The organism is Gordonia sp. w5E2 (assembly GCF_036540975.1).
Taxonomy (GTDB): Bacteria; Actinomycetota; Actinomycetes; order Mycobacteriales; family Mycobacteriaceae; genus Gordonia; species Gordonia jacobaea.
In genome coordinates this window covers 1951661-1973685 of sequence record NZ_CP144213.1, presented here as the reverse complement: position 1 = coordinate 1973685, position 22025 = coordinate 1951661, and the positions used below count along the sequence as shown (strand labels likewise).

The 22025-nt window shown below is 65.0% G+C and carries 19 protein-coding genes and 1 tRNA gene; 10 read left to right on the top strand and 10 right to left on the bottom strand.

All coding sequences use genetic code 11. The features are described from left to right. Positions 1–34: 34 nt before the first annotated feature. A complete protein-coding gene (locus tag RND64_RS08945) occupies positions 35–643 on the bottom strand; it encodes a mycothiol-dependent nitroreductase Rv2466c family protein (RefSeq protein WP_049697040.1) in 609 nt (202 codons plus the stop codon). Positions 644–797: 154 nt separating this feature from the next. Here RND64_RS08945 and pepN point away from each other — a divergent pair, with 154 nt between their 5' ends. Continuing rightward, a complete protein-coding gene (gene pepN, locus RND64_RS08940; RefSeq protein WP_049697039.1) occupies positions 798–3371 on the top strand; it encodes an aminopeptidase N in 2574 nt (857 codons plus the stop codon). Positions 3372–3393: 22 nt separating this feature from the next. Here the strand turns inward: pepN and RND64_RS08935 are convergent, their stop codons facing one another. Together RND64_RS08935 and RND64_RS08930 are read right to left on the bottom strand one after the other, a co-directional pair. Beyond that, a complete protein-coding gene (locus RND64_RS08935; RefSeq protein ID WP_049697038.1) occupies positions 3394–4086 on the bottom strand; it encodes a response regulator in 693 nt (230 codons plus the stop codon). Positions 4087–4091: 5 nt separating this feature from the next. Beyond that, positions 4092–5648, bottom strand: coding sequence for a sensor histidine kinase (locus RND64_RS08930; protein ID WP_387316114.1), 1557 nt, complete (start codon positions 5646–5648; stop codon positions 4092–4094). Positions 5649–5820: 172 nt separating this feature from the next. On the opposite strand from RND64_RS08930, the gene RND64_RS08925 reads away from it, so the two are divergent. Further along, on the top strand, positions 5821–7287 hold the full coding sequence (locus tag RND64_RS08925) for a cation:dicarboxylate symporter family transporter (protein ID WP_049697445.1): 1467 nt from the start codon (positions 5821–5823) through the stop codon (positions 7285–7287). A gap of 113 nt (positions 7288–7400) precedes the next feature. On the opposite strand, the gene RND64_RS08920 is transcribed toward RND64_RS08925, so the two are convergent. After that, the gene (locus RND64_RS08920; RefSeq protein ID WP_049697037.1) at positions 7401–7901 is read right to left on the bottom strand and encodes a DUF5130 domain-containing protein; all 501 of its coding nucleotides are present in this window, start codon (positions 7899–7901) and stop codon (positions 7401–7403) included. Continuing rightward, positions 7888–8136 carry an aa3-type cytochrome oxidase subunit CtaJ gene (ctaJ, locus tag RND64_RS08915; RefSeq protein WP_049697036.1) on the bottom strand — a complete coding sequence of 83 codons (249 nt, stop codon included), beginning with the start codon at positions 8134–8136 and terminating at the stop codon, positions 7888–7890. The genes RND64_RS08920 and ctaJ overlap by 14 nt, the downstream gene beginning before the upstream one ends. 204 nt (positions 8137–8340) lie before the next feature. Between ctaJ and RND64_RS08910 the strand changes: the two genes are divergently transcribed. Continuing rightward, positions 8341–8781 carry a globin gene (locus tag RND64_RS08910; protein ID WP_049697035.1) on the top strand — a complete coding sequence of 147 codons (441 nt, stop codon included), beginning with the start codon at positions 8341–8343 and terminating at the stop codon, positions 8779–8781. 82 nt (positions 8782–8863) lie between these two features. Continuing rightward, entirely contained in the window at positions 8864–10870 is a 2007-nt protein-coding gene (locus RND64_RS08905) for a glycoside hydrolase family 13 protein (RefSeq protein ID WP_387316185.1), read from the top strand. A gap of 6 nt (positions 10871–10876) precedes the next feature. Here the strand turns inward: RND64_RS08905 and RND64_RS08900 are convergent, their stop codons facing one another. The 4 genes from RND64_RS08900 to ettA all read right to left on the bottom strand — a co-directional run bounded on the left by RND64_RS08900 (position 10877) and on the right by ettA (position 18657). Further along, positions 10877–11578, bottom strand: a complete 702-nt coding sequence (locus RND64_RS08900) for a hypothetical protein (protein WP_083444260.1) — start codon at positions 11576–11578, stop codon at positions 10877–10879. Further along, entirely contained in the window at positions 11575–12036 is a 462-nt protein-coding gene (locus RND64_RS08895) for an acyl-CoA thioesterase (protein WP_049697034.1), read from the bottom strand. The genes RND64_RS08900 and RND64_RS08895 overlap by 4 nt, the downstream gene beginning before the upstream one ends. A 66-nt stretch (positions 12037–12102) precedes the next feature. Next, positions 12103–16914, bottom strand: coding sequence for an NAD-glutamate dehydrogenase (locus RND64_RS08890; RefSeq protein ID WP_049697442.1), 4812 nt, complete (start codon positions 16912–16914; stop codon positions 12103–12105). 66 nt (positions 16915–16980) lie between these two features. Beyond that, the gene (ettA, locus tag RND64_RS08885) at positions 16981–18657 is read right to left on the bottom strand and encodes an energy-dependent translational throttle protein EttA (RefSeq protein WP_268760638.1); all 1677 of its coding nucleotides are present in this window, start codon (positions 18655–18657) and stop codon (positions 16981–16983) included. Positions 18658–18954: 297 nt separating this feature from the next. On the opposite strand from ettA, the gene RND64_RS08880 reads away from it, so the two are divergent. After that, positions 18955–19812, top strand: coding sequence for a formylglycine-generating enzyme family protein (locus RND64_RS08880; protein ID WP_235434274.1), 858 nt, complete (start codon positions 18955–18957; stop codon positions 19810–19812). A 55-nt stretch (positions 19813–19867) separates the two neighbouring features. Here the strand turns inward: RND64_RS08880 and ssb are convergent, their stop codons facing one another. Then, positions 19868–20308, bottom strand: a complete 441-nt coding sequence (gene ssb, locus RND64_RS08875) for a single-stranded DNA-binding protein (RefSeq protein WP_049697031.1) — start codon at positions 20306–20308, stop codon at positions 19868–19870. A 302-nt stretch (positions 20309–20610) separates the two neighbouring features. On the opposite strand from ssb, the gene RND64_RS08870 reads away from it, so the two are divergent. The 5 genes from RND64_RS08870 to RND64_RS08850 all read left to right on the top strand — a co-directional run bounded on the left by RND64_RS08870 (position 20611) and on the right by RND64_RS08850 (position 21459). Further along, positions 20611–20687: transfer RNA gene (locus RND64_RS08870), tRNA-Arg, on the top strand. 25 nt (positions 20688–20712) lie between these two features. After that, positions 20713–20835 (top strand): hypothetical protein, encoded by a 123-nt coding sequence (locus RND64_RS08865; protein ID WP_268760637.1) that lies wholly within the window; start codon positions 20713–20715, stop codon positions 20833–20835. Beyond that, complete coding sequence (locus tag RND64_RS08860) at positions 20832–20975, top strand: hypothetical protein (protein ID WP_160318034.1); 144 nt, start codon at positions 20832–20834, stop codon at positions 20973–20975. Before RND64_RS08865 ends, RND64_RS08860 begins: the two co-directional genes overlap by 4 nt. Beyond that, positions 20972–21175 carry a hypothetical protein gene (locus tag RND64_RS08855; protein WP_049697030.1) on the top strand — a complete coding sequence of 68 codons (204 nt, stop codon included), beginning with the start codon at positions 20972–20974 and terminating at the stop codon, positions 21173–21175. The genes RND64_RS08860 and RND64_RS08855 overlap by 4 nt, the downstream gene beginning before the upstream one ends. Further along, complete coding sequence (locus tag RND64_RS08850) at positions 21172–21459, top strand: hypothetical protein (protein ID WP_049697029.1); 288 nt, start codon at positions 21172–21174, stop codon at positions 21457–21459. Before RND64_RS08855 ends, RND64_RS08850 begins: the two co-directional genes overlap by 4 nt. The last annotated feature ends 566 nt before the right edge of the window (positions 21460–22025 follow it).

Genomic DNA, 22025 nt, shown 5'->3' with positions numbered 1-22025 from the left:
GCCCGAGCTCTAGCGACAGGCCACGAGAGCCAGCTCAGTCGAACTGCGGATCCTCATTGCGGCTGCGCTTGAGCTCGAAGAAGTGCGGGTACGACGCGAGGGCGACAGCGCCGTCCCAGACGGTTCCCGCCGTCTCACCGCGCGGTATCCGGGACAGGACAGGACCGAAGAACGCGACCCCGTTGACGTGGATGGTCGGCGTCCCGACATCGTCGCCCACCTTGTCCATGCCCTCGTGATGGCTGGTGCGAATCCACTCGTCGTACTCGGTGGAGTCCGCGGCCTTCGCGAGCTCGGGATCGAGGCCCAGTTCATCGAGCGTCTCGGCGATCACGACGTCGAAATCCTTGTTGCCCTGGTTGTGGATTCGGGTGCCCATGGCCGTGTAGATCGGCGCAAGGATGTCGTCGCCCTTCGCCGCAACTGCCGCGGCTATCACGCGGACCGGCCGCCAGGCGTTCTTGAGCGCTTCGCGGTAGTCGTCGGGGATGTCGCGGCCCTCGTTGAGGACGGCGAGGCTCATCAGGTGGAAGTTCACGTCGACGTCGCGCACCTTCTCCACCTCGAGAATCCACCGCGAGGTGATCCAGCACCACGGGCACAGTGGGTCGAACCAGAAATCAATACGATCCTTTTGCGACATCTGCAAACATTCCCTTCGACATGGCCGACGCGTATCGGTCGTTCACACCCGACAGGTCATTGAATAACCATCAGGTCTTTGAACCAGCAGCACTTTCAACCAACGACCATCCGCAACGATTCCACGCCGACGTTACGCGGCTAAGCTGGCGATTGTGACTGCCCCGAATCTGACCCGAGACCAGGCGCGAGAACGCGCCACCACCATCGACGTATCCCACTACGACGTAGAACTCGACCTCACCGACGGCAGCGGCAAGCCCGGAGAGAAGACGTTCCGCTCGACGAGCACCGTCACCTTCACCGCAACACCCGGCTCACAGACCTTCATCGATCTGGTTGCACCGACGCTCATCTCGGCGACGCTCAACGGAAAAGAACTCGACGTCAGCGGATTCGACGAATCGGTGGGACTGACACTCCCCGATCTCGCCGCCGACAATGAGCTCGTCGTCGTCGCCGACTGCGCCTACTCGCACACCGGTGAGGGACTGCACCGTTTCGTCGATCCCACCGACGATTCCGTCTACCTCTACTCGCAGTTCGAGACCGCAGACGCCAAGCGGATGTTCGCCTGCTTCGATCAACCCGATCTCAAGGCGACCTACACGATCACCGTGACCGCTCCCGAGGACTGGAAAGTCATCTCGAACGCGCTGACCGAGTCGATCGACGGCGGAGTGCACCGATTCGCGCAAACCCCTGTGATGAGCACCTACCTGGTCGCGTTGATCGCAGGGCCGTACGCGGAGTGGACAGACACTTACACCGACGACCACGGTTCGATCCCACTGGGAATCTACTGCAGGGCGTCCCTCGCCGAGTTCATGGACGAGGAGCGACTGTTCACCGAGACCAAGCAGGGATTCTCCTTCTACCACAAGAACTTTGGCATCCCCTACGCCTTCGGCAAGTACGACCAGCTCTTCGTGCCCGAGTTCAACGCGGGCGCAATGGAGAACGCGGGTGCCGTCACCTTCCTCGAGGATTACGTCTTCCGGTCGCGCGTGACGAACTACAACTACGAGCGGCGAGCCGAGACCGTCCTGCACGAGATGGCACATATGTGGTTCGGCGACCTGGTCACCATGAAGTGGTGGGACGACCTGTGGCTCAACGAATCCTTCGCCACATTCGCATCGGTGCTGTGCCAGTCGGAGGCAACCGAGTACACCAGCGCATGGACGACGTTCGCCAACGTCGAGAAGTCGTGGGCCTATCGCCAGGATCAGTTGCCCTCGACGCATCCGGTTGCCGCCGACATCCCCGACATCGCCGCCGTCGAGGTCAACTTCGACGGCATCACCTATGCCAAGGGCGCATCCGTGCTCAAGCAGTTGGTCGCCTATGTCGGAGTCGACGACTTCCTCGCGGGTCTACGCGACTACTTCACCTCACATAAGTTCGGCAATGCGACGTTCTCGGATCTGCTTGCCGCGCTGGAGAAGTCGTCGGGTCGCGATCTGTCCGACTGGGGTAGCCAGTGGCTCAAGACCACCGGCATCAACGTCATCCGCCCCGACTTCGAGGTCGACGACTCGGGCGCGTTCACCCGCTTCGCCATCGTCCAGGACGGCGCTGCTCCCGGCGCAGGCGAGACACGCGTGCACCGCATGCGCGTCGGCATCTACGACGACAACGCATCCGGAGCTCTCGAGCGCGTCCAGAGTGTCGAACTCGACGTCGAGGGCTCGGTCACCGAGGTCGCCGACCTCGTCGGCGTCCCGCGCGGAAAACTGATCCTGCTCAACGACGACGACCTCACCTACGCATCGGTGCGCCTCGACCCCGAATCGCTCGAGACCGCCACCGCACGCATCGGCGACATCACCGACTCGATGCCGCGCACGCTGGTGTGGTCGGCCGCGTGGGAGATGACCCGCCAGGCGGAGATGAAGGCGCGCGACTTTGTCGCGCTCGTCGAGCACGGCATCGCCGCCGAGACCGAAATCGGTGTGGTGCAGCGTGTTCTGCTGCAGGCGACAACCGCGATCGAGTCGTACGCCGACCCGGAGTGGGCCACAACCGTCGGCTGGCCGCGTTTCAGCTCCCGACTCCTCGAACTCGCCCGCGCGGCCGAGTCGGGCTCCGACCATCAGCTCGCGTTCGTCAACACCCTGCTCTCCGGAAAGCTGTTCGACGAACAGATCGCGGTGGTCCGAGCGCTCCTCGACGGCGACGATCCCGCCGACCACGGTCTCGCCGGCCTGACCATCGACACCGATCTGCGCTGGAAGCTGGTGCTCGCGCTGGCTACTGCGGGCGCCATCGACAGCGACCCGTCGAATACACCTGTCATCGACGCGGAGGCCAAGCGCGACAACACCTCTGCGGGTACGCGTCAGGCTGCCACCGCGCGAGCCGCACGTCCGCTTGCGGAGGCGAAGGCCGACGCGTGGTCGCAGGCGATCGACGACGACACGCTCTCCAACATCTACACGCGAGCCGTCGTGGCAGGTTTCGACCGTCCGGGCCAGGCGGAGTTGTTGTCGCCGTACGTCGACAAGTACTTCGCCGCGGTTCCGGAGATCTGGAGCCGTCGATCGAGCGAGGTGGCGCAGACCGTCGTCAACGGTCTGTATCCGTCGTGGGAGATCACTCCCGAGGCGCTGGCGAAGGCCGACGAGTTCCTCTCCAACGATCACCCGACAGCACTCAAGCGGTTGATCATCGAGGGTCGCGCCGGTGTCGAGCGCTCGCTTCGCGCGCGAGGTTTCGACGCCGAGTGACAGTTCACAACCGAGTGACAGGTCACCTCGTCCAGGTGTAGCGAATCTGGGGTCGGCCCGCCCCGCCGTACTCGGTGACCCTGCGCACCGTGCCGGCGTCGGCGAGCCGCTCCAGGTATCGCCACGCGGTGACTCGCGAACTGCCCACCTGCGCAGCGACTTCCGATGCGGTCAGCCCGTCGGGCGCATCGCGGACCGCCCTTCCGACGGCGTCGGTGGTGTCCGGTGCCATGCCCTTGGGCGCGCCGCGTCGGGGGTCGGCGGTGCGCAGCGCGGCAAGCGCACGGTCGACGTCTCGCTGGCTGACGGCGTCGCCGTCGCCCGCGACGGTTTCGCGGTAGCGCAGGTAGTGCTCGATCTTTTCGGCGAAAGCCGCGTACGAGAACGGTTTGAGCAGATAAAGCAGCGCGCCGTGCGCCACCGCTCGGCGAACTGTCGGCAGATCGCGTGCAGCCGTGATGGCGATGATGTCGGGATCGGGCCGAAGTCCCGACAGCGCGGACGCGAGGTCGATACCGCTCGCGTCCGGCAGGCCCAGATCGAGCAGCACGAGTTCGACAGGTGCCCCCGCCGCCACGGCCGCGTTCGCCGCGCGGTGCGCATCCTGCGCGGTGCCCGCCGTCGCCACCACCTCGAACCCGCCGATGCGGGCGAGGTAGTCGCGGTGCGCTTGCACGAGTAGCGGCTCGTCGTCGACGATCATCACGCGTATCACGATGGCTATTCTCCGCTCGGGATCTCGACAGTGACGACCGAGCCGTATGTGTGCTCGGATCGCAGGGTGCCGCCGTGTCGGTTGACCACGTGACTCACCAGGGCAAGGCCGAGTCCCCTGCCCTGCGCATCGCCACCGGACTTCGTCGAATATCCTCTGCTGCACGCTCTTTCAAATTCATCATCGGTCATACCCGGACCACTGTCGGCGACGACGATCCGCAGGAATCCGTCCGCCGATGCCACTGTGACCTCCACCCACGGGTCATCCGGATCGCAGGCGTCCAACGCGTTGTCGATCAGGTTTCCGACGATGGTGATCATCTCGTCGGTGGTCAACGGAGAGGTCTCGACCGAGTCCAGAGCGGACTCCTCCGTCAACGTCATCGAGATCCCGCGTTCTGCTGCCTGGGCCGACTTGCCGAGCAACAACGCGCTGAGGGTGGGATCGCTGATCGTGTCCGAGACGCGATCGACCAGTCGCTGCGAGAGGGCGAGATCGGCGGTGGCGAGATCGGCGGCGCGCTCCGAGTGGCCGGTCTCGATCAGCGCGACCATCGTGTGCAACCGGTTGGCCGACTCGTGCGCCTGCGACCGGAGCGCTTCGGCGAAGCGCGAGAGTGAATCCAATTCGCCTATGGCAGCCGACAATTCGGTCCTGTCCCGGATCGTGACGACGGTCGAACCAGGTCGCGTCGACACGGGGGCCCGATTGACCACGAGCACCCGGCCCTGATCGACGTACAGCACGTCGGTGAGAGGCTCTGTGCCGAGCAGGAATTCGGGCATCTCGTCGAGTTCAGCGACATCACCGCCACGATCGCCTGCGAGCAACCGACGCGCCTCGTCGTTGCACAAAGCGATCGTGCCGTCGTCGATCACCACGAGCCCCTCCTTGACCGAATGGAGCACCGCGTCGTGATGGTCGTACATGACGCGTAGTTCTCCCGGCGCCAGACCACCTGTGAGCCGCAACAGCCGCCGTCGGATGAGCCAGAGCCCGCCGAGGGCGGCGACGATCGCCACCAGACCGATCGACGCGATCAACGGCAGTTGGTCCAGCCACTCGTCGGTGAGCGTGGCCTGCGTGATCCCGACAGCAACCATCCCGACGATCACGCCCTCGTCGTTGCGTACCGGTGCGATCGAACGGATCGATGGGCCTAGCGTCCCGGTATAGGTCTCGGTGTAGACCTCCCCACGAAGCGCCTGGCTGGTGGAACCCAGGTAGCGCTGCCCGATGAGCGCGGGCCTGGTGTGCGTATAGCGCACACCCTCTGTGTTCATGATCGTGATGAACGACAGCCCGGTGACCGAGCGGATCTCCTCCGTCACCGGCTGCAGGCTCGCGGTCGGGTCGGGAGACGCCAGCGCGCGGGCCGTCGACGGTGCGTCGGCAATGCTCACCGCCACAGAAGTGACCTGTTCACGCGCGGCGCGCACCCCGTCGAGCCGGGCATCGAGCAGGGCGAGGGCCGCCGCCGCCACCACGATCACGACGACGACAGCCAACTGCAGCGCCACAGCCTGACCGGCGAGTGTCCGGGGACGCCACTGCAGCATGTCCGCACCATCCTTCCGCGACCGCCCATACGGCAATCGCCATCGAGTTCACCACGGTGATCGCCTGAACGAAATGAACTCAATGGTGACCCACATCACGGTGTTGCCCAACAATCTTCCACAGCGGGTGCGCTTCGAAGACGTCGACCTGCATCACAGGAAGGACAGCACGATGAATCTGAGACGACGACACCCAGACGGCGCGGTGGCGACCGACGAGATGCCGGCAACGCCCCCCAAGAAGCGCGACAAGACGCATTGGCTGTACGTGGCGGTCATCGTCGCTGTCGTCGGAGGCGTGGCGGTAGGCATCATCGCTCCCGGTGTCGGCAAAGACCTCGGGGTACTCGGCACCATGTTCGTCAGCCTCATCAAGATGATGATCGCGCCGGTCATCTTCTGCACCATCGTGCTCGGCATCGGCTCGGTCAGAAAGGCCGCGACGGTCGGCAAGGTCGGCGGACTCGCCTTCGTCTACTTCCTGGTGATGTCGACCATCGCACTCGCGATCGGGCTCGTCGTCGGAAACCTGATCAAGCCCGGCGACGGCCTCAACATCACGGCGACCGCGGACAAGGGTTCGGCATTGGCCGACAAGGCCCACGAATCCGGCGGACTCATGGCATTCATCCAGGGGATCATCCCGGAGTCACTCCTGTCGGCGCTCACCTCGGGCAACGTCTTGCAGGCACTGTTCGTCGCGCTTCTCGTCGGCTTCGCACTGCAGGCCATGGGGCCCAGCGGTGAACCGATCCTCGCGGCTGTCGCCTACATCCAGAAGCTCGTGTTCAAGATCCTCAGCATGATCCTGTGGCTCGCCCCGATCGGTGCATTCGGCGCGATCGCCAACGTTGTGGGCCAGACCGGCTGGGCCGCGGTCGGACAGCTGATGATCCTGATGATCGCGTTCTACGTGACATGCGTCGTGTTCGTCTTCGGCGTCCTCGGAGTGATCCTGCGGTCGGTCGCAGGCGTCTCGATCTTCCGACTCGTCCGCTACCTTGCCCGCGAGTATCTGTTGATCTTTGCCACCTCGTCCTCCGAATCGGCGCTGCCTCGACTGATCGCCAAGATGGAGCACCTCGGTGTCGACAAGTCCACCGTCGGTGTCGTGGTTCCGACCGGCTACTCCTTCAATCTCGACGGAACAGCCATCTACCTGACGATGGCGTCGATCTTCATCGCAGATGCCATGGGTGCACCGCTCTCGATCGGAGCACAGATCAGCCTGCTGGTCTTCATGATCATCGCCTCGAAGGGTGCCGCAGGCGTCAGCGGTGCCGGACTGGCAACTCTCGCCGGCGGCCTGCAGGCCCACCAACCGGCCATGCTGGACGGAGTCGGACTGATCGTGGGCATCGACCGCTTCATGTCCGAGGCTCGCGCGGTCACCAACTTCTCGGGCAACGCGGTCGCGACAATTCTCGTCGGATCGTGGACAGGGACCATCGACAAGAATCGGGTCGACGACGTGCTGTCCGGCCGCGATCCGTTCGACGAGAACGACATGGTCGACGACCATCTGGGAAGCTCCCCCACGCGACCCGATGCGACGAATGAGGACGCGACCACCGCCGTACCGGCTGAGAAGGTCTCCACGGAGAAGGCACCGGCCACCAGAGATCTGGTCGCACAGTAGGAACCGCAGCAACAACATACGAGAATGGCCCGGGATTGCTCCCGGGCCATTCTCGTTGGTTATTCGGTGCGGCTGAAGTTCTTCGGGCCGCTGAAGTTCTTCGGTGCTGCAGCTCAGATGGGTGCTGCTGCGGTCGCCATCACGTGCAGCGCGGAGATGAGTCCGTCGATGAGCTCGTTCTGCCGGAAGCTGCCGATCGCGGCGGTCACGCCCAGGTCGGCGACGCGATCGTTGACGCGGTCGGCGACCTCACTGCCCGACACCACCACGACGTCGTGCGTGTTGGGCGAGACCGCGAGCAGCGCGCCGTACGCGGGCTCGGGGGCTGCCTTGAGCAGCACGTTGCGCGCATCGGCCACCGGGTCGGTTCCGAGCTCTCCGATGTACACGGAGAAGCGCACAAGCGCCTTCTCGGTTGCGGCGTGGATCGCGTCGTCGAGTGCGATCAGTTCGTCGCGCGAGAACGGAGGGGTCGTCGCGGTCTGACCGGGAAAGCGGGTGGACGAAACGCGCCCGCTGTTGGTGATGACCGTGCCGACGGGCAGCGCGGGGGCCGCGATGACCTCTGACGTTCCTTCGGAGCTTGTCGTCTGCGAAATCTCACCACTTGGCACTGGCCGAGCCTCCATCCACATCGTTCGGTTCCGCGTGACGCGGCAACGCAATAGATTCGATCTCCGTTGCGGAGAAGAGCAGCGGTCCGCGGTCCCACTTCTGGTCGAGCGTGTATTCCTGCTGCTCGGGATACTTGACGCCACTCGAGAATGCCATCGAGACCACGCACGCCAGGGCGAAGATAACCACCAGGACCGTGACCGGCACTCCGATGTAGGCGATCCAGTTGTCCATGAGACCCTTCCGATCGATAAACCCTCTTGCGCACGGCCGGTGAGCGCGCGATGCACGCTCACGCCGCACAGGTCGTGTGATCAATTTAGCCCACACCACAGCCGTTCGGGCACCGACCCCTACGGTCTGTCGTAGACGCGTGCAGAGTGCTGTCGTAGCCGCCTTCTCACAGCAATGTTGAGACCACAGCGCACGGTGGGGACAATGGGTCGGGTGAGCGGCAACATCCCTGCCGGCGGCCAGCCGGCGAACACCCAGGTTCATCGTTCGTTCTACGACGAGGTCGGTGGCCATGAGACCTTCGAGAAGCTGACCAGCGTCTTCTATCGAGAGGTCGCCGCCGACGAGATCCTTCGGCCGATGTACCCCGAGGAAGACCTCGGGCCGGCCGAGCGTCGACTCCGCATGTTCCTCGAGCAGTACTGGGGAGGCCCGCGAACCTACTCCGAAGAACGGGGCCACCCCCGCCTGCGCATGCGCCATCAGCCGTTCACCATCGGTCCGATCGAGCGCGACGCCTGGCTGCGCTGCATGCACACCGCGATCGCGTCGATCGACGACGACACCCTCGACCCACCACACCGCCAGGCGCTCGTCGACTACATGGAGATGGCCGCCCAGTCGATGGTCAATTCACCCTTCTGATCTGCCCGGCACCAATCCGACAGATCGGACACGACGCGCCGATGCCACCTGGTCTTCTACCGGAAAACACAGGTAGGGCAGAATTGTCGCGGTGAGCGACGAGACACCGGACGACCTCAACGACGACGCGTCGGGCGTCGACGACCAGCACGCCACCGAGGCGGACGGCGTCCATGAGGCAGACGGGGTCATCGAAGCAGACGGCGTTATCGAAGCAGAAGGGGTCGACGAAGCAGACGGGTTCGCCGCAGTTGCAACCCAGCTCGACCCAGCCGACGACACCTGGTGGCGTTCGGCGATCTTCTATCAGATCTATCCCCGGTCGTTCTCCGACCTCGACGGCGACGGCATCGGCGACCTCGCAGGCGTCATCGACAAGCTCGGCTACCTCGAACTCCTCGGCGTCGACGCGTTGTGGTTGAGCCCGATCATGCGCTCCCCCATGGCAGATCACGGGTACGACGTCTCGGATCCACGCGACATCGATCCGCTCTTCGGTGATCTCGCGACCTTCGACGAGCTGATCGCCGAGGCGCACGACCGCGAGATCCGAGTGACGATGGATCTCGTCCCCAACCACACCAGCGACCAGCACCAATGGTTCATCGACGCGCTGGCGGCCGGCCCGGGCAGTCCCGAACGTGCGCGGTACATCTTCCGTGACGGGCGAGGAGAGAACGGCGACGAACCGCCGAACAACTGGGTCAGCATCTTCGGCGGCCCCGCGTGGGACCGCGTCACCGAAGCCGACGGCACACCCGGCCAGTGGTACCTGCACATCTTCGCGCGCGAACAACCGGATCTGAACTGGGAGAACCCCGAGGTGTTCGACGACCTCGAGCAGACGTTGCGCTTCTGGCTCGACCGCGGCGTCGACGGCTTCCGCATCGACGTCGCACACGGTATGGCCAAACCCGCCGACCTTCCCGACATGGACGTCGAGGCCGCAGGACTCCTGGTCAACCGCGACGACGACCCCAGGTTCAACAACTACGCGGTGCACGACATCCACCGAAAGATCCGCGCTGTCATCGACGACTACCCCGGCGCCGCGAACGTCGGTGAGATCTGGGTCGACGACAACGAGCGATTCGCGGAGTACCTGCGCCCGGACGAACTGCATCTGGGTTTCAACTTCAGACTCGCCAAAGCGCCGTTCGACGCCGACTCCATCCGCGACGCCATCGAGAACTCGCTCGACGCGGTGCAGAGCGTTGGCGGAACACCCACCTGGACGTTGTCGAATCACGACGTCGACCGCGAAGTGACGCGCTACGGTTCCGCCGTCGTGACGTCCGACAGCGAGACTCCCGACACCGACACCGTCGACAGCGACACCCCCGATAGCGAGACTCCCGACACCGAGGCTCAAGACACCGAGACTTCGGCCGGCGAGACACTCGACGACGAGACTCCCGACGCCGAGACTTCGGCCGGCGAGACACTCGACGCCGAGACTCCGGACACCGAGACTCAAGACAGCGGGACAGAAGACGTCGAGACAGAACGAGCCGAGCAGACGCCCCACGTCGACGTCGAGCTGGGGACTGCACGGGCGCGGGCGATGGCGCTCGTCGAGTTCGCGCTCCCCGGTTCGATATTCATCTACAACGGCGCAGAACTCGGCGTCCCCAATGCCGACCTTCCCGACGACGCTCTGCAGGATCCGGTGTGGGAACGCTCCGGGCACACCGAACGCGGGCGGGACGCATCCCGGGTACCCCTGCCGTGGGAAGGCTCCGAGCCGCCGTTCGGTTTCTCGACGAACCCGCAAACGTGGCTTCCGATTCCGGAATCGTGGGCGGAGTACACCGTCGAGGCCGAGCTCGAAGACATGAACTCGACGCTGTCGCTGTACCGCACGGCCATCGAATTGCGTTATGAGCGTGACGAATTCGCAGGCGATGGCATCGAATGGTACGGCGCACCCACGGGATGCCTGGCATTCCGACGCTCCGAGGGACACCTGGTGTGCGCGCTGAACACGACGAGCGAACCGGTCGGGCTACCCCCGGGAGACCTGATCCTGACGAGCGCACCACTCGTCGACGGCATGTTGGCACCCAACGCCGCCGCATGGCTCGTCTGAGGGCCGCTAGATAACCGTGACGTCGAGGTCGCGGTGCCTGCGCTGGTACACCGAACCGTAGCGCGCGTCGATCCGAATCCACGCTGCCGAAATACGCACGCGTACAGGCTCGGTGGCGCCTATGGCGTCGATCGGCGACGTCTCGGTCACCTCGTGGCCGTCGGCATCGCGCACGAAACCCATTGCGGTGAGCGCGAACAACGATCGCAGTGAGACCGTGGCGTTCAGTGCCCCGTCGGCGGACGAGACGTCGAGTACGCCTTGGTCGAGGAGGCCGGTAGCGGGCCCGAAGTTGCTGCCCTCCTCGCGGGCAAGGCGCGCTCCCTCGCGCGTCAACTCGACGACCGTCCGCGCGGGGACATCGTCGAGGTGCCGGTAGCCGCTGCGCAGCGGCAGCGCACCACGCCACGCGGAGTCGAGTGACATTCCCGGCTCGACCGGCACACCCGCCGTACCGTCGCTCAGCCGACTGCGGAGTGTGTCGGCGTCGACGACGATGTCCGACGGTGCCACGCTGCCGAAGATCGACCTCGTGACCAGTACGTCGAAACCGGTATGGGCCCACAGCGCGAGTAGCCCATCGGACCGTTGCACCACTCTGATCACCGCGGCCTCGTCGAGGCGTATGGCGCGCGACAGGAAGGCCAATGCGTCCCCGCGGTCGTCGGGACTTCCCGCGACGACGAACCGCTCGGGCAGCTCCGTCACGCGCCGGTGCCCGACGTGCGGCGAAAACTCTCCAGGTACTCGCGCTCGTCCGGGGTGAGTCGTCGCAGCCGCTGAGCGTCGACGTCGAAGGCGACGAGTTGGGTGGTCGCGGTGACAGCGGGTTTGTCGGTGGGCGACGCGGCGTCTGGACGCACCTCGTATCCGACGACGAAGTCGACGGCACGTACCTTCTCCACGAACATGGTCACGACGATCGGCCCCTCGTCGTGCCGAACCTGTTGGCGGTATTTGACGTGCAGGTCCGCGACGACACAACCCCGACGCAGGTCTGCGGTGGGTCGCCCGTCGTAGAAGAGCCAGGGAATCCGAGCCTCTTCGATGAGTGTCACCATGCGCGCGTGGTTGATGTGCGCGAACACATCCATGTCCGACCAGCGGACGGGAACCTTGACCACGTAACCGGCGTCGGTCCTGACTCCCTCGTCCTCGTAGAGCACGACTGTCCTTTCGTTCGCGACACCTCCCCGTGAAGAGGGCCGATGGTCGTCAACTGAAGAGGTTCGTCACCTGATGAGGCTGCGCAACTGCCGCGCGGCAACCGACAGCGTCGCGAGGTCGAGTTCGGGACCCTGCTCGATGTCGGCGAGCATCGTGCGGACCCGCGACAGCCGCGACGAATGCGACGACTCCCACTCGGAGATCTTCTCCGCCGCGCTCTCGTCGGGTTCGCTGCTCTGCAGGATCGTCAGCGTGAGGGCGCGCAGCGCGCCGTGCATGTCGTCGCGAAGAGCCAAGCGCGCCAACGCATGCCAGCGGTCACCGTATTCGAGGGTGGAGACCGCGGTGAGCAGTTCCTCGAGTCCGAAGTGCTCCATGATCGCGAAGTACAGTTCGCCGACCTCGACGGGATCGCGGTCGGCGATCTCCGCGGCGTCGACGATGTCGAGCAGGCAGAACCGGTGGAGGCTGATCGCGACGTCGTGGGCGAGGTCGGTCTCCACACCGAGCGCGCGGTAGTGCTCGACGCGCCGCTCGACGTCGGCGGCCGACTGCGCACCGAACCAACTGTCGATCAGTGCGGTGAGCTCAGCCACCTGCTCGGTGTAACGGGTGATCTCCGCCGCCATGGCGAGCGGCTGCGGACGAAACGCCAGCAGCCATCTCGACGCCCGGAACAGCAGCCGCCGCTCGTAGAGCATCATCTCGTCGATGGCCTCCACCGGAGCGTCGGCATGCAGGATGCGCGCGAAGAGGTCCGACAGACCGAAGACCCTGTCGGCCACCACGTAGGCCCGCACGGCCTCCTCGGTTGTCGAGCCCGTCGATTCTCCTAGCCGGAACAGGTGCGTGATGCCCGCCCGGTCGACGACCTCGTTGACGAGGACGGTGGTGACGATCTCGCGATGCAGTCGGTGCGCGCGTATCCCGTCCGCGAATCGTTCGCGCAGCGGAAGCGGGAAGTACTCGGCGAGCAGACCCTCGAACACATCGTTCTCGGGCAGGTCACCTCCCAGGAGGTCGTCCTTGGCGATCAGCTTCACGTGCGACATCAGCGTCGCGAGTTCCGGCGAGGTGAGCCCGCGGTGTACGTCCGAATGCAGGCGTTTGATCAACTGCTGCGGTGTCGGCAATGCCTCCAGAGTCAAATCGACTCCGTGCGAGGCGATCTCGTGGAGCAGGCGTGCGTGCACATCGACGCGATCGAGCGAGTAGGCGCGACAGAAACCGAGCTCGGAGTTCTGTGACACGTTGTCGGCCAGCACCAGATCGCCGACCTCGTCGGTCATCGACTCGAGCAGTGGATCACGGTCGGCAGCCACGAGTTGCCCGGTCGAGACCGCAGAGTCGAGCAGGATCTTGATGTTGACCTCGTGGTCGGAACAATCGACGCCCGCCGAGTTGTCCATCGCGTCGGTGTTGATGCGTCCACCTGCGAGGTCGAACTCGATCCGACCGCGTTCGGTCACGCCGAGGTTGCCGCCTTCGCCGACGACCTTGGCGCGCAACTGATCTCCGTCGACGCGGATCGCGTCGTTTGCCTTGTCCCCCACCTGCGCGTCGGATTCGGAGGACGACTTGATGTACGTGCCGATGCCGCCGTTCCACAGCAGGTCGACCGGTGCGAGCAGGATCGCGTGTATCAGTTCCGGTGGCGACAACGCATCGACGCCCACCTCGAGTCCGAGTGCCGTGCGCATCTGTTCGCTGATCGGGATCGACTTGGTCTCCCTCGACCAGACGCCGCCACCCTCACTGATCAGCGCGGTGTCGTAGTCGGCCCAAGACGAGCGCGGCAACGAGAAGAGCCGTGCGCGTTCGGTATACGACGACGCGGCGTCCGGATTCGGATCGACGAACACGTGCCGGTGATCGAACGCCGCGACGAGACGAATGTGCTGCGACAACAGCATGCCGTTGCCGAACACGTCGCCGCTCATGTCGCCGATACCCGCGACGGTGAAGTCCTGCGACTGTGTGTCGACGCCCATCTCCCGGAAATGACGCTTGACCGATTCCCACGCGCCTCGCGCGGTGATGCCCATCGCCTTGTGGTCGTAGCCGGCCGAGCCACCCGAGGCGAACGCATCCCCGAGCCAGAAATCGTACTGGGCTGCAACATCATTGGCGATATCGGAGAAGGTGGCCGTGCCCTTGTCGGCAGCGACGACGAGGTAGGTGTCGTCGCCGTCTCTGCGGACCACCGACTTCGCGGGGATGACAGCACCGGTGTGTCGGTCGAGATTGTCTGTGACGTCGAGCAGGCCGGAGATGAAGTCGCGGTACCGCGCAATGCCTTCCGCGCGCGTGGCATCTCGGTCTGCTGCGGTGTCGCCTGTCGGCGCCGGCGGCCGCTTCACCACGAAACCGCCCTTGGCGCCGACGGGAACGATCACCGCGTTCTTGACGGCCTGAGCCTTGACCAGACCCAGGATCTCGGTGCGGAAGTCCTCGCGTCGATCCGACCACCGCAGCCCGCCGCGGGCAACGGCACCGAAACGCAGGTGGACCCCTTCGACACGCGGCGAGTACACGAAGATCTCGTGCAGTGGCCGCGGTTCGGGAGTTTGCGGAATCTCTCTGGGTCGCAACTTGAACGACATCACCGGTCGGTCGCCGTCGTCGTCGCGGACGTAGAAATTCGTGCGCGACGTCGCTCCGATGACGGCCGAGAACGCCGAAACGATGCGGTCGGCTTCGAGTCCGAGAACCTTGCCGATGTCGTCGCTGAGCGCGGCTGCCGCGCGGTCACGGCGCTGTTCGTCGGCGTGATCGGGGTCGAACGACGCCTCGAACAACGCCACCAGTCCCCGCGTGACATCGCGATACTCGCCGAGCGTGTGCGCAACCAGAGTGTTGCTGTAGGAGAAGCCACACTGGCGTAGGTACCGGCCATACGCGCGGAGCATCGCCGCGGAGCGCCACTCGAGACCACACCTGATGATGAGTTCGTTGTAGGCGTCGACCTCCGCACGCTGCCGCCAGATCTGGACGAACGCGTCGGTGAACCGGTCGTCGAGGTCGTCGGCCGAGTCGAGATCCAACGACATCCCATCGGCCAACGCGACACTGAATTCGTAGACGTGGCAGACCTGCCCGTCCGGCCGCACCAGACGGTACGGATGCTCGTCGACGACATCGAGGCCGAGGCTGTGAAGCACCGGCAGCACGTCGGTCAATGTGGCTGCGACGCCGCACAGATACAACGTGAACTTCCACGGTGCCCCGGGCTCGGTGGCGGTCTGCCCCAGCGTGACGGCGATTCCCCCGACGTCGAGATCGGCGACTCGGATGAGGTCGGCGACGGCGTCCGACGGTTCGCGCTGGTCCTTGTAGTCGTCGGGCAGCGCAGGAAGTAGTCGCAGCACGGCGTCCACGCCGCCGATGGGAAGTCGGGCCGACGACGCGTCGAGTCCGCCTGCCGCCTCCCGAAACCGCTCGTCCCACGTCCGAATGGCCCGTGCGAGTTCGTGCTGGATGGCGCTCTGTTCGGGAGTTCCGATGTCGAAGGACCCGCGTCGTGCAGCATCCGATTCGTCGACGCGGACCATCACCTGTAGTTGCGCGAGGGGCATCTCGCTGACCCGAGCCGAGTACTCGAGCGCCGTGCCTTGCAGTTGCTCTGAGACGACGTTCTGCAGCGCCAACCGGTTCTGCGTGTTGTATCTGTCGCGAGGTAGATAGATGAGCGCGGTCGCGGTACTGCCCTGCGGATTCACGCGGACGAACGCGCGCAGGGTTCGCGTGGCGACGGCGTCGAGCATCTCGGCGATCCGTCGGCTCAACTCGGCATCCGACGACGCGAACATCTCCACGAGCGGATAGTTCTGCAGCAGTTCGATCATCGACTGACCGGCGAACGAATCCTCGTCGACGCCTGCCCGGCGGATCACCTCGTGCACTTTGCCACGCAGTACGGGCACGTCGAGGATCGTCTGGTGCAGGCCCGAGGACGTGAAGGTGCCGAGGAAGCGATGTTCGCCCACATGCGTTCCGGCGGCGTCGAATTCGGGAATCTGGATCAGGATCGGATAGTTCGAACGCTGCACGCCCGTTTCGAGATAAACCCGCGAGACCCGCGGCAGCAGCGGCCGCTGCGTGAGCACTCCGAAGTCGCGCGCCCCGGTGAGGTCGAGGAGTGAGTCGCCTCGCCACAGACCCCGCCCGTCGGAGACCGCGCCGTCGACGCCCACCCTGCGGTAACCGAGTGGCACGAAGTGGTTACCCGCGAACCAGTCGAGTAGGCGCGAATACTCGTAGCGGTCGACCGCGGCGATACCCGACTCCGCGGTGGTCGGGGCGACGGCGCAATCGGCACCGCATGTCGACAGGCGGCCGCGCATATCCACCGCGTCGCGGTCGACGTCGGCCACACGGGCGATGACGTCGACGAGTTCGGTACGCAAGGCCTCGGTGTCGACTTCACCCTTCGCCGACATCGCGACCACGTAGATCCACGACTCGGTTGTGCGGTCTGGTCCGGCGCCGATGTCGCTGAGCGTGCCTGCCTCGTCGCGCGCCACCGCCATCACCGGGTGGTCGATGCGGCTCACGGTCAGTCCGTGCGCCTCGACAACCGTCAGCACCGCTTCGACCAGCAGTGGCATGTCGTCGTTGACGACGACGATCTCGGTTCCCGACGGTCCCGAGCTCACGTCGACCAGGCACTGCCCGGCTGATCGCGTCGACGCCAACCCGACGTGTCGACGAACGCGGTTCAGATCGGCGTCGTCGATCGCGTCGAGGTCGGTCGCGTCGGTGAGACCACCTCCCGAACCCGTCGTCGGGTGGTGCGCGTCGCCCGGAGGGTTGCTCGCGTTGAGATAGCAGCTGACCGCCGCAGGCAACAGAGCACTCTCTTGAGACAACGCACTCACCTTCACTTCAAGGAGATTGGGAGATGATCTCCGATTCGAGCCCTACCGCGATGGTAGTGACGCGATTCAGTCGCGAGTGAGTTTCCGGTGAGTAACCCGGTGCGGACGCGCGGCGTCGGGTCCGAGCCGGTCGACCTTGTTCGCCTCATACGCCTCGAAGTTGCCTTCGAACCAGAACCATTGTCCCTCTTCGACATTGCCCTCCCACGCCAGAATGTGGGTACAGGTCCGGTCGAGGAACCACCGGTCGTGGCTGATCACCACGGCACAGCCGGGGAACGACTCCAGAGCGTTCTCGAGCGAGCCGAGGGTTTCGACGTCGAGGTCGTTGGTCGGCTCGTCGAGCAGGATCAGGTTGCCGCCCTCTTTGAGGGTCAGCGCCAGGTTGAGACGGTTACGCTCACCACCGGAGAGCACCTCGGCCCGCTTCTGCTGGTCGGGACCCTTGAACCCGAATGCGCTGACGTAGGCACGCGAGGGCATCTCGTTCTGGCCGACCTCGATGTAGTCGTTGCCGTCGGAGACGACCTCCCACACGTTCTTCTTGGGGTCGATGTTGGTGCGATTCTGGTCGACGTAGCTGAGCTTGACCGTGTCGCCGACCTTGACCGAACCCGAGTCGGGCTCCTCGAGTCCGACGATGGTCTTGAACAGCGTCGTCTTACCGACACCGTTGGGTCCGATGACACCGACGATTCCGTTGCGCGGCAACGTGAATGACAGATCCTTGATCAGCACGCGACCGTCGAAGCCCTTGTCGAGGTTGGCGACCTCGACCACCACATCACCCAGACGCGGTGGCGTCGGGATCTGGATCTCCTCGAAATCGAGCTTGCGCGTCTTCTCGGCCTCCGCCGCCATCTCCTCGTACCGCGAGAGGCGTGCCTTGTTCTTCGTCTGACGGGCCTTGGCACCCGAACGGACCCAGGCGAGCTCTTCCTTGAGGCGCTTCTGCAGCTTCTGGTCCTTCTTGCCCTGGACCTCGAGGCGCTCGGCCTTCTTCTCCAGGTAAGTGGAGTAGTTGCCCTCGTACGGGTGCAGCTTGCCGCGGTCGACCTCGCAGATCCATTCGGCCACGTGGTCGAGGAAGTAGCGGTCGTGTGTCACCGCGAGGACTGCGCCGGGGTACGACGCCAGGAACTGCTCGAGCCACAGCACGCTCTCGGCGTCGAGGTGGTTGGTCGGCTCGTCGAGCAGCAGCAGGTCGGGCTTGGACAGCAGCAGCTTGCACAACGCGACGCGGCGGCGCTCACCACCGGACAGGTGGGTGACCGGTGAATCGCCGGGAGGGCAGCGCAGTGCGTCCATGGCCTGGTCGATCTGCGAGTCGAGATCCCAGGCGTCGGCGTTGTCGAGGTCCTCTTGGAGCTTGCCCATCTCCTCCATGAGTTCGTCGGAGTAGTCGGTGGCGAGCAGCTCGGCGATCTCGTTGAAGCGGTCGAGCTTCTGCTTGATCTCGCCCATCCCCTCCTCGACGTTCTGCTTGACCGTCTTCTCCTCGTTGAGGGGCGGCTCCTGCAGCAGAATGCCGACGGTGGCCTCCGGGTCGAGGAAAGCCTCGCCGTTGGACGGCTGGTCGATCCCCGCCATGATCTTGAGGATCGACGACTTACCGGCACCGTTGGGTCCGACGACGCCGATCTTGGCGCCCGGGTAGAAGGACATGGTGACGTCGTCGAGAATGACCTTGTCACCGTGCGCCTTGCGCACCTTCTTCATCGTGTAAATAAACTCGCCAGCCACGTAATGTCCTCACCTGCGGTTTTGTGGTCACCTGCGCTCGAGCTCCGATACCGGAGAGTGCATGCGGGGTGTCGCACTCCGGCGACACGGCAGGCTCTCGGCGCAACGTCGCGTACCACTCTATCGACGTGGCGCGACACTCTCCCACATGGCCGCGATCGAGTCGGCGCCGCCCGCCCGCAGACCTGGCGCCGCGGTCCTTGCAGACGTGCGAACGCGATCACTGGCACCATCGAGAGTGTGACCGCCTCCGCGCCGCTGACCGAGCTCGTCGAGCTCACCGGCGGCGTCTTCTGTATGGGTTCGGATCGCTTCTACCCCGAGGAACGTCCCGCACATCAGCGACGCATCCGCGCTTTCGCGATCGAACGGCATCCGGTGACCAATGCGCAGTTCGCGGCGTTCGTCAGCGCCACCGGGTATGTGACCGTTGCCGAACGCGAGATCGACCCTGCCGATTTCCCCGGCGCCGACCCGACGATGCTCGTTCCGGGTGCCCTCGTCTTCACCCCGACAGCGGGTCCGGTCGACCTCACCGACTGGCGAGCGTGGTGGCGATGGCAGCCGGGAGCGTCGTGGCGTCACCCGCTCGGGCCGGCGACCGACCTCGTCGGGCACGGCGACCACCCCGTCACCCAGATCGCCTACGCCGACGCTGTGGCCTACGCCGCGTGGGCCGGACGTCGGCTCCCCACCGAGGCCGAGTGGGAGTACGCCGCGCGTGGCGGACTCGACGGACACGAGTACGCGTGGGGCGACGAGTTGCATCCCGAGGGTGAGATTCTCGCCAACACGTGGATCGGCGACTTCCCCTACGCGAGCGACGGCTGGAGCGGAACGTCGAGGATCGGGAGTTATCCGCCCAACGGTTTCGGACTTCTCGACATGATCGGCAACGTGTGGGAACGCACGTCGGACGTCTTCGCTCCGCGCCACGTCCCGCCCGATCTTGCGACCGTCTCCCCCGACGGTCGGCCGGACCTCTTGGCGCCCACCACATCTCCACAGGTCACGCGTGTCACGAAGGGCGGTTCGCACCTGTGCTCACCGCAGTACTGCCGACGCTACCGACCCGCCGCCCGCTCTCCGCAATCCGACGACTCGGCCACGTCGCACCTCGGATTCCGTTGCGCCGCAGACGTTATCGCCGCATGACGGGTCCCGCCACGGTGAACGCACCCCTCCGGCGTTCACCGTGGCGGGAGGTCGGTCACGCCGCAGCGCCTGTGGCGTCGCCTGTGGAGTCGACGCCTGCCGCTTGTGCATCCGCGGGCCGGGGCGCCGGGGAATCGGCACGACCGCGATACTCGACGACGCAGCGTGCGAGATCGAGGCCGACGGAGTCGGCGATCATCTCCAACTCCGTGCGGGATTCGCCGTCGCTCGTCGTGTAGGTGTTCGTGTGTATCGCCCCGTGCACGATCACGGGCCGACCCTTCTCGATCGCAGACGCGACGCCCGCCACCAGCCGCCGCCAGCATGAGACGGTCAGGAACAGACTGTTCCCGTCGACCCACTCCCCCGTTGCGCGATCCCGTCGACGCGTGTTGCTGGCCATGCGGAACGAGATCACCTCATCGCCGTTTGCCATGCGGTTGCGCCGGGGGTCGGAGATCACTCGCCCCACGATCGTCGAATAGGTTTCGTACATTGCTCCGCTCCTGCCGTGAGGTGCCATCGGAGTGCAGACACCGAGTTCGCAACTCGGGCTGAGATGGCTGCCCGTGAGCATTCCGCAGAACACGCCCCCGACAGCGGGCGCGAGACCAAGCTGTGGACAGGACTCCGCCTGTGGATACGGGCGCCGTCAAGACACCCGGCCCCCTGCCGTACACTCTCCGTGTCGGTTTCGCCTCCGTAGCTCAGGTGGATAGAGCAAGGGCCTTCTAATCCCTTGAGTATCCGGCCTGAACTGCGAAGACACACAAATGTGTTGCATTTTGTGTAGCACCACCCTCCGTAGCTCAGATGGATAGAGCAAGGAACTTCTAATTCCGAGGTCGCAGGTTCGAGTCCTGCCGGGGGGACCAAAGACCGTTCACGACAACAGTTTTCGTGAACAGGAGTCTTCCGTTGCCCCGCTATTACGCCGCTGTGATTGTCTGTGCAGCCCTCGTCTACCTCGTCCCGCTCACCGCAATGCGCATCTGCCTCGCCATCGGCTGGTACGCCTCGTGAAACACAGCACCGAACACGGCTACCTCAACCGCCACATCTCCGACACCCTCGAAACCGTCTACGACGGATGGGATGCCAACGACTATGTAGGCACCCGCCGACACGCCGACACCCCCGGAACTGACGGGTGCGAGCAATGACCACAGCACGCGCCGACCTATGGCTTCGCGGCTACACAAAAGCCTCCAACGACCTCGCCAGCCTCCCCGGTCCCATGCTGTCAATCCTCGTGCCAAGGATGCTCAGATCGACCCCAGATCCCGATGACGATCCCGCTTACGACGGCGGCTACCGGACAGCACTTGCCGATGCTCTCGCACACATGAGGCGCAGCGCATGACCCTCACCCCGCTACACGTGCACGAACCTGAACGCGACGGCTACCAGATCCACGAGTGGTCCGAGCACATCGCCAACGGCCCCGACTACGACCTCACCGTGACCGTGTCAACCGCTGTCCACCCGGTCACCGATCATGTCGACGGCCCCGTCGTCATCATCAGCAACCCGTCGAACATTGACGAGATTCGGGACCGCTCACAGTTGGATGCCCTGATCGTCGCGTTGATCAACGCACGAGACGTGTGGACCGATCTAGAGCCGACACCCACAGTCACCCGGTAGCGCGCAATTCCACTGCGCCTGCATCGTTCTCAGCCCCGAACAGGGCAGCCCTGACGGTCTTGATAGCGGTTCGACTCCGCTAAGGGCACGAGCACATCGACCATTCACCGAGTGTGCCCGTCGTCATCGACCAGCCCGACGTAAACCAGCGGTCAGCACGTAGCCCTGTCCCTAGCCGTGCTCTAGGGCCACCTCCCACGACGTCGCGAATCGCGAGCAGGTGCAATAGCGGTCCCGCCTACCCTCAGGGTCAGGTGGCGATTCGGCGTTGCGCAGATGCGATATGCGGCTATGGATTCGTGGGTCGACGGTGTGAGGGATCGACACCGGCACCAGTCCGCCCGCAGGGTGGCCCGCGCAGTAAACAAGACGGTTGTGTCAGTCACGTGCGGCATCATCTGCACACATGAAGGCAAAGCGCCCACCAGTCACACCCCAGCAAGAATCGCGAGCGGGAATCACCGACGTATCGAGGCGAATCGACTCCCGCGCTAAACGCGGACTCCAACTCCAGCCGTGGGGCCTAGCGCAGTCACGCGCAGCAGTCGGCAGCAGCCTGCACGCCG

Bases quoted from the DNA above. Each gene is read 5' to 3' on its own strand.
- RND64_RS08945 (WP_049697040.1), bottom strand. From the start codon at position 643: ATGTCGCAAAAGGATCGTATTGATTTCTGGTTCGACCCACTGTGCCCG.
- ctaJ (WP_049697036.1), bottom strand. From the start codon at position 8,136: ATGGACAACTGGATCGCCTACATCGGAGTGCCGGTCACGGTCCTGGTG.
- RND64_RS08910 (WP_049697035.1), top strand. From the start codon at position 8,341: ATGGGTCGGGTGAGCGGCAACATCCCTGCCGGCGGCCAGCCGGCGAAC.
- ssb (WP_049697031.1), bottom strand. From the start codon at position 20,308: ATGTACGAAACCTATTCGACGATCGTGGGGCGAGTGATCTCCGACCCC.
- RND64_RS08850 (WP_049697029.1), top strand. From the start codon at position 21,172: ATGACCCTCACCCCGCTACACGTGCACGAACCTGAACGCGACGGCTAC.
- RND64_RS08930 (WP_387316114.1), bottom strand. From the start codon at position 5,648: ATGCTGCAGTGGCGTCCCCGGACACTCGCCGGTCAGGCTGTGGCGCTG.
- RND64_RS08880 (WP_235434274.1), top strand. From the start codon at position 18,955: ATGGGTTCGGATCGCTTCTACCCCGAGGAACGTCCCGCACATCAGCGA.
- RND64_RS08925 (WP_049697445.1), top strand. From the start codon at position 5,821: ATGAATCTGAGACGACGACACCCAGACGGCGCGGTGGCGACCGACGAG.
- RND64_RS08855 (WP_049697030.1), top strand. From the start codon at position 20,972: ATGACCACAGCACGCGCCGACCTATGGCTTCGCGGCTACACAAAAGCC.